The following is a 14,122-nucleotide window of genomic DNA, read 5'->3' as shown; positions in this document are numbered from 1 at the left end:
AGATGAAAAAAGTAAGATTAGACACATTACTGGTTGAAAAAGGATTTTTTGAATCACGTGAAAAAGCAAAACGTTCAATTATGGCGGGTTTAGTTTTTCATAAACATGAAAGGCTTGATAAACCTGGTATAAAGATTGACCCAACTTATGACATTACAGTTAAAGGTAAAGCGATTCCTTATGTTAGCCGTGGTGGATTAAAATTGGAAAAGGCTTTGAATGTTTTTGACGTCGACGTCAAAAATCATTTGGTTTTGGACATTGGTTCTTCTACAGGTGGCTTTACTGATTGTGCATTACAAAATGGTGCACGTAAGGTTTATGCTATTGACGTGGGTTATAACCAGTTAGATTGGAAATTAAGAAAAGACCCGAGAGTTCATGTCATGGAAAGAACCAATTTTAGATATGTGACACCTGAAGATCTTAATTACGGTTTACCAAGCTTTGCAGTGACAGATGTGTCATTTATTTCGTTAAAGCTCATTTTTCCAGTGCTCAAGCATTTATTAAAACCAAACTCCGATTCTATAGTCTTGATTAAACCCCAATTTGAAGCAGGACGAGACCAGGTTGGTAAGAAAGGAATAGTTCGTGATCCTCAGGTACATCAGCAAGTGGTATTAGACATCACACAATTTGTTTTTAATGAGGGCTATGACATTGTTGATGTCAGTTTTTCACCCATTACGGGTGGTGATGGTAATATTGAATTTCTATTGCATGCAAGATGCTCTGAAGGAGAAGCTGTCAATCATGTCACTGAACCATACATTACCAAAGTTATTCAGTCAGCACACGAAGAATTTCACAGGCAAAAATAAGGGAACGTTCTATAAAAGAAACCAAGTTGGTGATGACTAACGTGAAGAAAGCACAACGTTTAATGAAAATACGAGAACTTATTACAAATGAAAACATTGAAACACAGGATGAAATGGTGTCCAGGTTTCATGAACTAGGCTATCCCGTGACTCAAGCAACCATCTCACGTGATATTAAGGAATTACAATTAGTCAAAGTGCCGACACATGACGGCTCCTATAAGTATAGTCTGCCTCAGGATCAACGTTTTAACCCTATTCAGAAATTAAAACGTATGCTGACGGATAGTTTTGTGTCGATTGATCATGCAGACCATTTTATTATTTTAAAGACGATCCCAGGGAATGCTCAGGCGGTTGGAGCATTATTAGATCAATTAGAATGGGAAGGCTTAATGGGGACCATATGTGGTGATGACACATGCCTTATCATCTGCAGGTCTCCGAAAAATTGCCAGAATGTATTTGTAAGCTTTAACGATATGCTTGAATAATCGAGGTGTCTAACGTGTTAGCTCAAATCAATATCAAAGACTTTGCTATTATCGATGATATTAGTATTGATTTTAAAGAAGGTTTAACGGTTTTAACAGGTGAAACAGGAGCAGGTAAATCGATTATTATCGATGCGATTCAGCTACTTGCTGGAGCACGTGCTTCCGTTGAATTTGTTCGTCATAAGGCCGAACAAGCTAATATAGAAGGTATATTTTTTATTGATGAGCCAGACCATCATGTTTATGAGGTGTTGAATCAGTTTGATCTACCTGTCGATGAAGAAGGTAGTATTATTTTGCAACGCCAAATTACGGCTAAAGGTAAGAGTATTTGTCGTGTTAACGGTAAGCTGATTACGTTAGGCATCTTAAAAGAAATCGGACAGACGATCATCGATATACATAGTCAACATGAAACACAATCCTTAATGCAGTCAGAAAAACATATTCAATTGTTAGATCAATTTGATCAAACAACCATTCAAGAATCCATGCAATCCTATGATGAGTTATTCGGTGAATATTCACGTCTTAAACAGCGATTTAAGGATTTATCAGAAAACGAACAAGAGATTGCTCAAAGAATTGATTTATTAAAATTTCAATTAAGTGAGCTTCAAGAGATAAAGCTTGAAGTTGGAGAAGACGAACAATTAGAAGAAGAACGCCACAAATTAGCGAATTTTGAGCGGATTTATGACGGCTTACAAACGACTTATTATTCTTTATATGGAGAAAATAAAGGACTTGATTTTTTAGGACATGCCATGACATCACTTGAACAATTAGAAGATGTGGACGAAACGTTTCGCAGCTTATCGGAACAGCTTAAATCCAATTTTTATGCCATTGAGGAGCTATCCTTCGATTTGCGTAATCGTTTAGATGAAATGGAATTTCAGCCTGATCGTTTAAATGAAATTGAAAAACGTTTGCATGAAATCAATCGATTAAAGAGAAAATATGGGAAAAGCGTTGAAGAAATCGTTAATATGATGATCCACATGGAAGAAGAATTAGAACAGCTCGAAAACAAAGATACACATCTTCAAGCACTTGAAAAACAGATAATAGAAGTGGAAAAGGATACGTTAATGGAAGCTGAACAACTTCATCGTATTAGAACAAGCATAAGTCAGAAGCTTAAGACGGCTATTCAGCAGGAATTAATGGATTTATATTTAGAAAAGGCCTCATTCAACGTATCTTTTTCCACCGTTAGTGGCGATGTAAGATGGAAGGATTCTTCAGTTAAATTATTAAAGAATGGTATGGACCAAGTTCAATTTATGATTAGTACAAACCCTGGTGAACCAGAAAAGCCATTACAAAAAGTCGCATCAGGAGGAGAGATTTCAAGAATAATGCTGGCTTTAAAACGTATATTCTCTGAACATCAAAACGTGACGAGTGTCATTTTTGATGAAGTGGATACAGGCGTAAGCGGACGTGTTGCCCAAGCCATTGCCCAGAAAATACATGACATATCCAAACAATCTCAAGTCTTATGTATTACGCATTTACCACAAGTTGCGGCAATGTCTGATCAGCATTTATTAATTGAAAAGGACCAAGATAATAAAAGCACTACAACGAACGTTAAACAGTTAAGTCAAAATGAAGCGGTTGAAGAAATTGGTCGAATGATCTCTGGTACTGAAGTAACGGATACGACAAAACAACATGCTGAAGAATTAATACAGCAAGCTAAAAGTGTCAAATCTTAACGAGTAATCGCCTAAAATTAAGTAGTTTTTAGGCGTTTTTTTATACCTTTAAATAAATCGAAATGTAGGAAAAGATAAACTGTATTGCATGTGTTTTAATCGTTTAAAAACGACCTCAAATGCTCAAATTAAGCTTACAGCTTCAAAAAAGAAATGAGGAGTGTCAATCATGAAAAAGTCTCGCCATTCAATACATTTCATTCTCCTTGTTTCGTTTTTTATTCCATTCCTACATGTCAATGCTGTTTTTGCACAAGAAACTGTAAGTGAAGTTATACCTGGAGGACAATCCATTGGAGTAAAATTGCACACTTCAGGGGTAGTCGTTGTAGGTTTTAGCCCAGTTAATACGGATGATGGTAAAGTCTCTTCCGCAGAGAAAGCAGGCGTAGAAATTGGGGATATTATTTTACAGGTTAATGGTGAAAAAATTAAAGATATGGAAACATTTATTGATAAAATTAAAGGTATTGAACAGGAAAATGATCCGGTTCAATTGTTAATTAAACGTCAAGAACACATCTTTCCTTTATCCTTTCAACCAGTGTATGATTCCAAGGACGAAGCTTACCGTCTTGGACTTTTTATTAGGGATGCATCAGCTGGTATAGGGACACTAACCTTCTACGATCCAGAGTCAAAGAGTTACGGTGCTTTAGGCCATATTATTATGGACCATCAGACGAAAAAGCCAATTGATATTTACAATGGTAAGATTGTGTCATCTGATATCACATCGATAAACAAGGGTCAAAACGGGGCACCTGGTGAGAAAAAAGCCCGTTTTTCTATGGATGATAAAAGCTTAGGAACTATTCAAAAAAATAGTGAATATGGCATATTTGGAAAATTAAAGAATCCTTCTTACTTTAATGACTTACGTGATCCAATTCCTGTTGCTAAGGCAAACGAAGTTAAAGAAGGTAAAGCTAAAATTTTAACCGTTGTTAAAGATGATAAGATTGAGGAATATGATGTTGAAATTATTAATAGTGCCCCGAGTAAAAATCCAGAAACTAAGGGTATGGTGATTAAAATCACCGATAAAGAATTATTAGATGAAACAGGTGGTATTGTTCAGGGGATGAGTGGAAGCCCGATTATTCAAGATGGGAAATTGGTAGGTGCTGTCACTCACGTCTTCTTAAATGATCCGACAAGTGGCTATGGTGTTCATGTAGAATGGATGTTAAATGAAGCAGGATTAGAAATAGAAACAGATCAAGAAACCGAAAAAGAAGCAAGCTAATGAAAATTTCCCAATGTCATCCAAGAAAGGTGGCATTGGGATTTTTAATTAAGGTCGACAAAAATTTTTAAAAAATAAAGAATCATGTCGTAATATGAAGAAATAAAAAGAAATTGTATAAAAAAATAAATATTATAAAAAAATTTCGGATAAAAGAAGGATTTTTACGATTTAAATGGAATAGAGATTAGTGTGGAAAAAGAAAATCTAGGAGGTTCACAATGGAAAAAGTAAGTTTAGGGATTGCAGATGACAATCGAGAATTGGTTGCTATGTTAGAGAATTATTTTGGTGAGGAAGACTCAATTAATGTTGTGGGTTCAGCCTATAACGGTAAAGAATGTTTAACGATGATTGAAGACACCAATCCGGATGTACTCATCTTAGATATTATCATGCCACATGTTGACGGATTAGCTGTTTTAGAAAAAATGCGCCATTTGAATGTAGATATGCCTAATGTCATTATGTTAACGGCGTTTGGTCAAGAGTCCGTAACCAAAAAAGCAGTTGAATTAGGGGCTACATATTATATGCTGAAGCCTTTTGATTTGGAATTGCTAAAAGAACAGGTGTTACAAGCTGCTGGTGCCGCTCAACATTCGCCGATTAAAGTAGATGAACAAATGAGCCAATTTAAAGGAACGCCTAAAATTGATTTAGATGCTAATATTACATCGATTATTCATGAAGTCGGTGTTCCAGCTCACATTAAAGGATATTTGTATTTACGTGAAGCCATTTCAATGGTCTACCATGATATTGAACTTTTAGGATCCATTACAAAAGTTCTTTATCCGGATATTGCTAAAAAATACAATACAACAGCTTCACGTGTTGAACGTGCTATTCGTCATGCGATTGAAGTGGCTTGGAACCGTGGAAATATTGATTCGCTCTCATCCATTTTCGGTTATACCGTTAGTGTTTCTAAAGCCAAGCCAACGAACAGTGAATTTATCGCCATGATCGCAGATAAATTACGTTTAGAACATAAAGTTGGGTAAAACGAAGCCTTCTTTAAATTGTACAACAATTTAAAGAAGGCTATTTTTTAGATTATAAACTTGACGAAAAGCAACGTTTTTCTTTACAATAAGTCAGTTGGTATAAAGGTTTTCGATGAATTTCGAATCAAATTGATCATACCAAGAATCGGGTAATTCAATCTCAATTAATAACGAAATGAAATCTTGAACTAAATTGCCGTCAAAGTCAGTCCATGAACACCTTTCTAATTCATCAAATGCTTCTTTATATGACAATTTCGTCAGTTTATAATTTCTTAAGTCATATGTCATTGTGTCAAATGAATCACATATCCTAATGATTCTTCCCTGTATTGAAATATCTTCGCCAATTAATCTCCGAGGATAGCCTGTCCCATCCCAATTTTCATGGTGTTTTCTAATAAATTCAGCTGCACGAGTTTTTCCAAGTTCTCTGCGTACAATTAAATTACCGACGTGAGAATGACTTTTAATAATGTTTTTTTCCAAACTATTTAATTTCTTATCTTTAAATAATATTTCTTTTGCAATCCCAACCTTCCCAATGTCATGTAACAAGGCCGCCACTTGTAAATCTTCATCGTAGTCCGGTTTTTTTAGCCAACATAGAAGATAAGTACATCACTCTATAGGAATGATGTTGGAATTGTTGTAAAACTTCACTGTCTTGAGCAATTTCACCGAACAGTGACTCCGGCATTCTTTTTGACATAGTTAGCCCCCTATTGTTTGACGACTTACAAAGTTCGTCAATCGAAGAGTTTTCTTTGTCATTAATTATAGAGATTTCCGAATAATCGTACAAGATTAAAATAAGTTATATATTTTAAAAAATAATCTGCTATTTCTAAATATTGATTTATTAGAACCTCATACCATACGGTGTTATTTTTTTGGTTAATTGTGTCCTACAATTTAAATTGCTTTGTCTAAGCGCTGTACACTCGGAAGTACTCGCTCAAGCACAGTTTCATTAATTTTGATGAAAATGATAAAATTTATAACGTATTAAAACAATGGAGGTATTCAGATGAAAGTCGCCAAATTTGGGGGAAGCTCTGTAGCAAATGCAGACATGCTTGAGAAAGTTGCAAATATAATTAAAGATGATCCAAAACGGAAGTTTATTGTTGTCTCTGCCCCTGGGAAACGATTTGAAGATGATATTAAAGTTACGGATTTATTTATTCAGCTTGGAGAAAAATATACAAGTGGACAAGAGATTGATGAGATATTAAATAAAATTACGGATCGATTTTTATCGATTACACAGGATTTAGAATTAAACGGTGAGGTTGTTCAGCGAATTAAGGATGAAACGAAACGACTATTAAACGATACGAAAGAAGAATCAAATCTAAAGGATTCATTAAAAGCTATGGGTGAAGATTCTTTAGCACGTGTATTGAGTGCTTATTTAAACAAAATAGGATTGAAAGCATCATATGTGAACCCAAGGGATGCAGGTATTTTTGTCAGCGATGAGCCAGGTGAAGCTCAAATTCTTGATATGAGTTACGAAAAAATTTATCAATTGAGAAAAAGAGAAGGCATCATAGTGATACCAGGGTTTTATGGGTATACAGAAAAAGGGGTTTTAATGACATTTCCTAGAGGTGGATCTGATATCACCGGTTCAATCATTGCAGCGGGTATTGATGCTGAGTTATACGAGAACTTTACGGATGTAAGTTCAGTTTATTGTGTTAATCCAACTATTATCGATGATCCAAAGGAAATTAAGTCGTTAACATATAGGGAAATGCGTGAGTTATCGTATGCTGGTTTTTCAGTGTTTCACGATGAAGCCTTAATTCCTGCGTTTAACCAAAACATTCCAGTTTGTATTAAAAATACGAATGAACCACAAAAGCCGGGAACGATGATTTCAGCAGAAAAACAGCATCATAATGGACCAATTGTCGGTATAGCTAGTGACAAAGGATTCTCAAGTATTTATGTCGGTAAATATTTGATGAACCGAGAACTTGGTTTTGGTAAAGGTTTATTAAACATACTAGTCGAAGAAGATATTTCATTTGAACATGCACCATCTGGTATTGATAGTATGTCGGTTATTGTGCGTTCTGATCAATTAAATAAAGGTAAGGAACAAAGGGTCATTAAGCGTATAAAAGAAGAGTTGCAGGTTGATACTATTTCAATATCCCATGGACTTGGAATCATTATGATTGTTGGCGAGGGGATGAGCAGTCGTGTGAATGTTGCAGCTATTGCGACAACGGCTATTGCAAAAGCTGGCGTTAACATCGAAATGATTAACCAAGGATCTTCTGATGTATCTATGATGTTTGGGATGCAAGAAACTGATATTAATCGAGCTGTACAAATGCTCTATCATGACTTTATCGAACTATCCGAATTTTAATACTTGCTATATTTATCTTATTTATCAGACAATAGTATTAAATCTAATTCTTAAGGGGGACGGACAAGTATGGAGATTTTGTCAATTACAGCTGGAACCTGGTTTTGGTTCTTTGTTCCGATACCGCTATTAGTGGTTTGGGCAATCATTACTTTTATTAAAGAGGGGAGAGAAGAAGAATAATGGATATCAACCCGACTTACTTAACGTTTATATTATATTTAGTTATGTTGATTGTTATCGGTTTTATTACTTACCGCATGACGAATACTCTCTCCGATTATATCCTAGGTGGCCGTAAATTAAACAGCTGGGTCACAGCGTTTTCTGCACAGGCTAGTGATTTTAGCGGTTGGCTGTTACTCGGATTACCCGGTGCGGCATATGCTGCTGGTTTTGGGCAATGGAGTTTATGGATTGCAGTCGGTTTAGCAATCGGTGCCATGGTAAATTGGCAATATGTGGCGAGACGTTTACGCGTTTACACAGAATACTCTAATGATGCCATTACATTACCAGAGTTTTTTGAAAATCGCTTTCGTGATCGTTCGAATTTACTAAGAATTATCGCTGCAGCATTTATTTTAATTTTCTTCCTATTTTATACTGCCTCTGGGTTAGTAGCAGGAGCAAAATTGTTTGAAGGAACGTTTGGTTTTGAATATCATACAGCATTACTTATTGGTGCGACTGTTATTGTCGGATATACATTCCTTGGAGGATTTTTAGCTGTTAGTTGGACTGATTTTATACAAGGATTCTTGATGTTTTTAGCTTTAGCAGTAACAGCTATATATGGTCTATATGAAATAGGTGGTTTTGGCGCATTATTTGATGAGCTAGCGTCAGTAAATTCAAGCTTAACCGATGCTTTTGAAGGGACTAGTTATGACCATGAGAAAGGAATCTTTTGGGAATCAGCTGGTGCAATTGGTTTTCTAGGCATCATTTCTGCATTAGCATGGGGATTAGGTTATTTTGGACAACCACATATTTTAGCCCGATTCATGGCGATTCGTGATCGCAAGGAAATTCGTAAAGCTCGGTTGATTGCGATGACAATGGGGGTTGCTATCCCACTTTACGGTTCCTTACTTGTTGGTATGTTGGGTTCCGTTACCATTGCAGAACCATTGTCTGATCCAGAGCAAGTATTCATCGTTCTAGTCGAAATGACATATAACCCATGGATTGCTGGCGTTTTATTAGCAGCAGTATTAGCCGCGATCATGAGTACGGTTGACTCTCAATTACTTGTATCCTCGAGTGCCTTAACTGAAGACTTTTACCGTAAGTTTTTCCGAAAAGAAGCATCCGAAAGTGAATTAGTTTGGATCGGACGTGTTTCGGTTATGGTCATTGCTCTTATCGCATTGGGGTTAGCCTGGGGTGAAGAAAGTTCAGTTCTTGAACTCGTATCTTACGCTTGGGCTGGATTTGGTGCAACGTTTGGACCCGCTGTTTTATTCTCGTTATTCTGGAAAAGAGCAACTCGAAATGGCGTTTTAGCAGGCATGCTTGTCGGTGGTATTACGGTATTCGTTTGGGGATTTAACGAGACGTTAGCTGGAATATTATATGAACTCGTTCCCGGGTTCCTTCTTTCATCTATCGCGATTGTCATTTTTAGTTTAATGGATCGGAAACCTTCAGAGGATATTATTGAGGAATACGAAAAGGTTGTTAAAGAAGAAAAATAGGTATAGACTAAAATTATTTAGAGAGGTTTGGGGAATGCCCAAGCCTCTTTGTTATGACAGTAAAGAGGAGGTATAACATGACAGATAAAATTTATGGAAACACCCCTTGTTTTCTTAGTAGCAAAAAAGTAACTTTTGACTCGAAGGATTTAGATGAAAAAGATGTCTTAATCTACGGCGTACCTTGGGAAGGCGCTGTAACATGGGGAGATTATACGGGAGCAGAATTAGGTCCTAAAGTTATTCGTTTAAGCTCTGCTCGCTATAGTGGTTATCTCCCTGAGTTAAATGACATCGATGTTTTCGAGCATTACAAGTTAGGTGATTTAGGTGATGTTGATGTTGTCCCAGCTGATGTGATTGAGACAATGAAACGAATTGAAGGCTTCTCTGGTAAAGTGTGGGATACAGGGAAGTTCCCTGTTGCCTTTGGTGGTGATCACGGCATTACTTATCCAATCGTCAAAGCTTTAAGTGATCGTGTTGACGGAAAGGTTGGTATTATTCATTTGGATGCACACTACGATAATATGCAACACCATGAAGGGGATAAATATGCACGTTCTACCCCATTTGCTCGATTATACGAAACGGAAGCTGTTCGTAATGAGAGTATTGTCCATATGGGAATTCACGGGCCGCGTAATAAGCCTGAGAGTGGCCGTTATGCGAAAGAAGCTGGTGCGACAACCATCACATCTCGTGAAATTAGACAATCCGGAAACATTCAAGAGATGGCAGATCGCGCTTATGCTCAAGCTAGTGAAGGAACAGAGGCCGTATATCTTTCGATTTGTAGTGATGTGTTAGACTTTGCGTTTAACCCTGCAGGCCCAGTTGACGGCAATGGTTTGACATCATATGAATTAGTTGAGCTTGTTCACTCGTTTACTAAAAAAGGCGTCAGTGGAATGGATTTAGTAGAAATCTATCCTATTCAAGACCAAAACGATTTCTCATCTCATTTAGCTTCAACCATTGTTCTTTATGCTTTAGCAGGTAACATTTTAAATCAACAACAATAAACGAAAATAACCTGGCTCAAATTAAGAGTCAGGTTATTTTTTATCGGTAAATCGTCCTTTTGTTTTATTTTTCTTCCGATCTCGATGTAATAAAAAGCCGCCAATAAATCCAATTCCCATGCCCGTAAAAATAAATCCAGCCAAAAATTGAATTATCACATTGATAAACACCGGATTTACTAAGCCAAAGAACGAATCCCGTATCAGTTTGATGCCATAAACGGCTAGTATACCTGGGAGTAATAACATTAAAAAAGCAATCAATCGAAGCATTTCTAACACGACCTTATCTCTTCCTTAATCCTTAAGTAGTATATCATTAATCGTATTAATAAAAAATGAAAAAAACTTGCAAAAATAAAGCGCTTTCATTATGATGGAAGTGTGCAAAAAATTGCAGGGTGTAGGTGTAAAGTATGCAAAATGTTATAATTGTTGGAGCAGGTAATGGTGGAAGCGCGATATTAAAGTTGTTTGATCAAGCTGAAATGCTGAATATAACTGGTGTTGCAGATATTGATTCACATGCACCTGGTATTAAAATAGCGCAATCATTAAACATACATACTTATCGCAATTATCGTCAAGCTATTGATGATTCAATAGATATCTTAGTGGAAACGACTGGGGATCAGGAAGTTTTCCATGATTTGATGGCGATTAAACCAAAACACTGTGTACTAATTCCTGGGACAGTAGCTCATGTGATGTTTGAACTGTTAAATGAGAAGGAGTGTCTACTGGAACAGATTCAAAAGAACACCAAAAAGCGTGATATGGTACTGAATTCTATTCATGATGGTTTAATCGTTATTGATCCTAATGAAACGATTACGATGGCAAATGAATCGGCCAGTAAAATTCTAGAATTTCCCGTTGAGAAGATGATTCTGCGAAAAGTTTTAGATATTATACCTGATTCGAAGCTCCCTAAAATTTTTGAAACCCGGGAGCAGGAAGTTAATCAACGTCTAACATTGAATAATGGCAAAAAAATCATTACGACAAGGATTCCATTAATCAGTGATTCTGGTGAAGCATTAGGTGCTTTTGCTGTTTTTAAGGATATTACAGACGTCGTCAGCTTAGCCGAAGAAATTACAAACTTAAAAGATATTCAAGTCATGCTCGAAGCAATTATCCAATCAAGTGAAGAAGCTATATCAGTTGTAGATGAATCGGGTAAAGGGATCATGATTAACCCCGCGTATACGAAAATCACGGGTTTATCTGAGAAAGATGTCATCGGTAAACCAGCAACAGCTGATATATCTGAGGGCGAGAGTATGCACATGAAGGTACTACAAACAAGGCAAGCAGTGCGCGGAGCACGAATGAAGGTAGGACCGCATAAACGAGACGTATTAGTTAATGTCGCACCGATTATTGTGGACGGCAAACTTAAAGGAAGTGTCGGTGTCATACATGATTTATCTGAGATTGAGTCGTTAACTTCTGAGCTAAAACGAGCGCGACAAATCATTCGTGACCTTGAAGCGAAGTATACCTTTGATGACATCGTAGCTAAATCAACTGATATGATACTAGCCTTAGAACAAGCTAAGCTCGGAGCGAGAACACCAACGACGGTATTGTTGCGGGGAGAATCTGGAACAGGGAAAGAGTTAATTGCTCATGCCATTCATAATGAAAGTAAGCGTCAACATATGAAATTTATTCGGGTTAATTGCGCTGCTTTCGATGAAGAGGTGTTAGATCGATTATTATTCGGAGATGAAAGAGGCTCACCTGAGCAACAAATCGGTTATTTTGAAGAAGCACATCAAGGAAGTATTTTTCTAGATGAAATTGGCGACTTATCAAAAGACCTCCAAGCTAAGATATTACGCGTTCTTGAAGATCAAACCATTATACGTGTTGGAGGTTCTGAACCTATTTACGTAGATGTTCGAATTATCGCTGCAACGAATGTCAATTTGGAACGAGCTATTATGTCCGGTGAATTTCGCGAAGATTTATATTACCGATTAAGTAAATTTCCAATTAACATTCCACCTTTAAGAGAGCGAATGGAGGACCTTTATCCGTTAGTTCATTATTTAATCAGTCAGTTAAATGAAAACTATGGTCGAAGTGTCGAAACCATATCCGATGAAGCCTTAGAGAAGTTAAGGAAATACAACTATCCCGGTAATGTAAGAGAGCTTGATAACATTATCGGCCGCGCTATGATCAACATGGAAATTCAGGATGAAATCATTAGAGGAAAGCATCTGCCACCTTTAAGAAAGACATCGTTTGATGATTTAGACATCATGAATGGTTCATACGATGATGAAGTTATTTCATTACAGGCAGCGCTAGATGAATTTGAGAAACAACTTCTAATTGAAACATTAGAAAAAAACAATTTCATCAAATCCAAAACAGCTAAACAACTAAAGATTTCGATCAGGAATCTTTATTATAAGATGAATAAATATAACCTAGGCAAAGACACATGACAATCTCAGAAATAATGAGTAGAGGTAAAATTTATAGAGTAGGTTGAAGCCAGTATATTAGCCTCTCGCGCCAAATACGGCTGAGAGTAAAATTATACAGTATGATCATCTTGAAATTTAGGGAGGAATAAAAAATGGAATTATTTAAGTATTTAGGGGAGCACGATTACGAACAGGTTGTCTTTTGTCATGACGAAAACTCAGGCTTAAAAGCAATCATAGCCATCCACGATACAACGTTAGGACCAGCCTTAGGTGGTACGCGTATGTGGACCTACGATTCAGAGGAAGATGCCGTTGTTGACGCTTTACGTCTAGCAAAAGGAATGACCTATAAAAACGCAGCAGCTGGATTAAATTTAGGTGGCGGTAAAACGGTTATCATTGGGGATCCGAAAAAGGATAAGAACCCAGAGATGTTTAGAGCATTTGGTCGTTATATCCAAGGATTAAACGGTCGTTATATTACTGCAGAAGATGTGGGTACGACGGTACATGATATGGACACGATTTACACGGAAACAGATTTTGTAACAGGTATTTCACCGGAATTCGGTTCATCAGGTAACCCATCTCCAGCAACAGCTTATGGTGTTTATTTAGGCATGAAAGCTACAGCCAAAGAAGCTTTTGGCAGTGATTCACTAGAAGGTAAGACGGTCGCTGTTCAAGGTGTCGGTAATGTTGCTTATAATACGTGTAAGTATCTCCACGAAGAGGGTGCGAAATTAATTGTAACAGACATTAATAAAGAAGCTGTTAAACGAGCTATGGAGGACTTTGGAGCTAAAGCAGTCGATCCTGATGATATATATAGTGTTGACTGTGACATTTATGCACCATGTGCCTTAGGTGCAACCATTAATGATGAGACCATTCCGCAATTAAAAGCAAAAGCTATCGCAGGCTCAGCGAATAACCAATTAGCTGAACCACGTCATGGTGAAAAATTAAATGAATTAGGTATTGTTTTTGCACCAGATTATGTCATTAACTCTGGTGGTGTGATCAATGTGGCTGATGAATTAAATGGTTACAATAAAGATCGTGCATATAAACAAATTGAACAAATTTATGATAGTTTAGGTAAAATCTTTGAAATTTCTAAACGAGATAACATTCCAACCGATCAGGCTGCAGATCGTATGGCAGAAGAACGCATCGAGAGTGTGAACCGCTCGAGAAATACATTTTTAAGAAATGAACACAACATTATCTCTAGACGAAACTAGTTCT

At 36.8% G+C, this 14,122-nt stretch carries 13 protein-coding genes; 10 read left to right on the top strand and 3 right to left on the bottom strand.

What is annotated here, in order from left to right; translation table 11 throughout:
* The first annotated feature begins 2 nt into the window (after nt 1-2).
* The 5 genes from BLP77_RS05100 to spo0A all read left to right on the top strand — a co-directional run bounded on the left by BLP77_RS05100 (nt 3) and on the right by spo0A (nt 5,304).
* Entirely contained in the window at nt 3-824 is an 822-nt protein-coding gene (locus tag BLP77_RS05100; RefSeq protein WP_093856046.1) for a TlyA family RNA methyltransferase, read from the top strand.
* A gap of 41 nt (nt 825-865) precedes the next feature.
* Nucleotides 866-1,318 (top strand): transcriptional regulator AhrC/ArgR, encoded by a 453-nt coding sequence (ahrC, locus tag BLP77_RS05095; protein ID WP_093856045.1) that lies wholly within the window; start codon nt 866-868, stop codon nt 1,316-1,318.
* 14 nt (nt 1,319-1,332) lie between these two features.
* Nucleotides 1,333-3,048 carry a DNA repair protein RecN gene (recN, locus tag BLP77_RS05090; protein ID WP_093856044.1) on the top strand — a complete coding sequence of 572 codons (1,716 nt, stop codon included), beginning with the start codon at nt 1,333-1,335 and terminating at the stop codon, nt 3,046-3,048.
* Between the two features lie 169 nt (nt 3,049-3,217).
* Nucleotides 3,218-4,297, top strand: coding sequence for a SpoIVB peptidase (gene spoIVB, locus BLP77_RS05085; protein ID WP_093856043.1), 1,080 nt, complete (start codon nt 3,218-3,220; stop codon nt 4,295-4,297).
* A 221-nt stretch (nt 4,298-4,518) separates the two neighbouring features.
* Nucleotides 4,519-5,304, top strand: a complete 786-nt coding sequence (gene spo0A, locus BLP77_RS05080; protein ID WP_093856042.1) for a sporulation transcription factor Spo0A — start codon at nt 4,519-4,521, stop codon at nt 5,302-5,304.
* Nucleotides 5,305-5,397: 93 nt separating this feature from the next.
* On the opposite strand, the gene BLP77_RS05075 is transcribed toward spo0A, so the two are convergent.
* The gene (locus BLP77_RS05075) at nt 5,398-5,874 is read right to left on the bottom strand and encodes an HD-GYP domain-containing protein (RefSeq protein WP_245686808.1); all 477 of its coding nucleotides are present in this window, start codon (nt 5,872-5,874) and stop codon (nt 5,398-5,400) included.
* Nucleotides 5,875-5,884: 10 nt separating this feature from the next.
* Entirely contained in the window at nt 5,885-6,019 is a 135-nt protein-coding gene (locus BLP77_RS16115; RefSeq protein WP_261753359.1) for a hypothetical protein, read from the bottom strand.
* 318 nt (nt 6,020-6,337) lie between these two features.
* Here BLP77_RS16115 and BLP77_RS05070 point away from each other — a divergent pair, with 318 nt between their 5' ends.
* The 3 genes from BLP77_RS05070 (at nt 6,338) to BLP77_RS05060 (ending at nt 10,421) form a co-directional block, all read left to right on the top strand.
* Complete coding sequence (locus BLP77_RS05070) at nt 6,338-7,696, top strand: aspartate kinase (RefSeq protein ID WP_093856041.1); 1,359 nt, start codon at nt 6,338-6,340, stop codon at nt 7,694-7,696.
* A gap of 182 nt (nt 7,697-7,878) precedes the next feature.
* Nucleotides 7,879-9,396: a sodium/proline symporter PutP gene (gene putP / locus BLP77_RS05065; protein WP_176752962.1), complete on the top strand. Its 1,518-nt coding sequence runs from the start codon at nt 7,879-7,881 to the stop codon at nt 9,394-9,396.
* Between the two features lie 77 nt (nt 9,397-9,473).
* Nucleotides 9,474-10,421 (top strand): agmatinase family protein, encoded by a 948-nt coding sequence (locus BLP77_RS05060; protein WP_093856040.1) that lies wholly within the window; start codon nt 9,474-9,476, stop codon nt 10,419-10,421.
* A gap of 33 nt (nt 10,422-10,454) precedes the next feature.
* On the opposite strand, the gene BLP77_RS05055 is transcribed toward BLP77_RS05060, so the two are convergent.
* On the bottom strand, nt 10,455-10,694 hold the full coding sequence (locus BLP77_RS05055) for a DUF2627 family protein (RefSeq protein ID WP_093856417.1): 240 nt from the start codon (nt 10,692-10,694) through the stop codon (nt 10,455-10,457).
* Nucleotides 10,695-10,837: 143 nt separating this feature from the next.
* On the opposite strand from BLP77_RS05055, the gene BLP77_RS05050 reads away from it, so the two are divergent.
* Together BLP77_RS05050 and BLP77_RS05045 are read left to right on the top strand one after the other, a co-directional pair.
* Nucleotides 10,838-12,886: a sigma 54-interacting transcriptional regulator gene (locus BLP77_RS05050; RefSeq protein WP_093856039.1), complete on the top strand. Its 2,049-nt coding sequence runs from the start codon at nt 10,838-10,840 to the stop codon at nt 12,884-12,886.
* Nucleotides 12,887-13,020: 134 nt separating this feature from the next.
* Complete coding sequence (locus BLP77_RS05045; protein WP_093856038.1) at nt 13,021-14,118, top strand: Leu/Phe/Val dehydrogenase; 1,098 nt, start codon at nt 13,021-13,023, stop codon at nt 14,116-14,118.
* Nucleotides 14,119-14,122: the final 4 nt, after the last annotated feature.

This window comes from Tenuibacillus multivorans (assembly GCF_900103915.1).
Lineage (GTDB): Bacteria > Bacillota > Bacilli > Bacillales > Alkalibacillaceae > Tenuibacillus > Tenuibacillus multivorans.
This window is presented reverse-complemented; position numbering and strand designations above follow the sequence as displayed.

Excerpts from the sequence above, each read along its gene's own strand:
- BLP77_RS05100 (WP_093856046.1), top strand. The coding sequence starts at position 3 with ATGAAAAAAGTAAGATTAGACACATTACTGGTTGAAAAAGGATTTTTT.
- spoIVB (WP_093856043.1), top strand. The coding sequence starts at position 3,218 with ATGAAAAAGTCTCGCCATTCAATACATTTCATTCTCCTTGTTTCGTTT.
- spo0A (WP_093856042.1), top strand. The coding sequence starts at position 4,519 with ATGGAAAAAGTAAGTTTAGGGATTGCAGATGACAATCGAGAATTGGTT.
- BLP77_RS16115 (WP_261753359.1), bottom strand. The coding sequence starts at position 6,019 with ATGTCAAAAAGAATGCCGGAGTCACTGTTCGGTGAAATTGCTCAAGAC.
- BLP77_RS05070 (WP_093856041.1), top strand. The coding sequence starts at position 6,338 with ATGAAAGTCGCCAAATTTGGGGGAAGCTCTGTAGCAAATGCAGACATG.
- putP (WP_176752962.1), top strand. The coding sequence starts at position 7,879 with ATGGATATCAACCCGACTTACTTAACGTTTATATTATATTTAGTTATG.
- BLP77_RS05060 (WP_093856040.1), top strand. The coding sequence starts at position 9,474 with ATGACAGATAAAATTTATGGAAACACCCCTTGTTTTCTTAGTAGCAAA.
- BLP77_RS05055 (WP_093856417.1), bottom strand. The coding sequence starts at position 10,694 with ATGCTTCGATTGATTGCTTTTTTAATGTTATTACTCCCAGGTATACTA.
- BLP77_RS05050 (WP_093856039.1), top strand. The coding sequence starts at position 10,838 with ATGCAAAATGTTATAATTGTTGGAGCAGGTAATGGTGGAAGCGCGATA.
- BLP77_RS05045 (WP_093856038.1), top strand. The coding sequence starts at position 13,021 with ATGGAATTATTTAAGTATTTAGGGGAGCACGATTACGAACAGGTTGTC.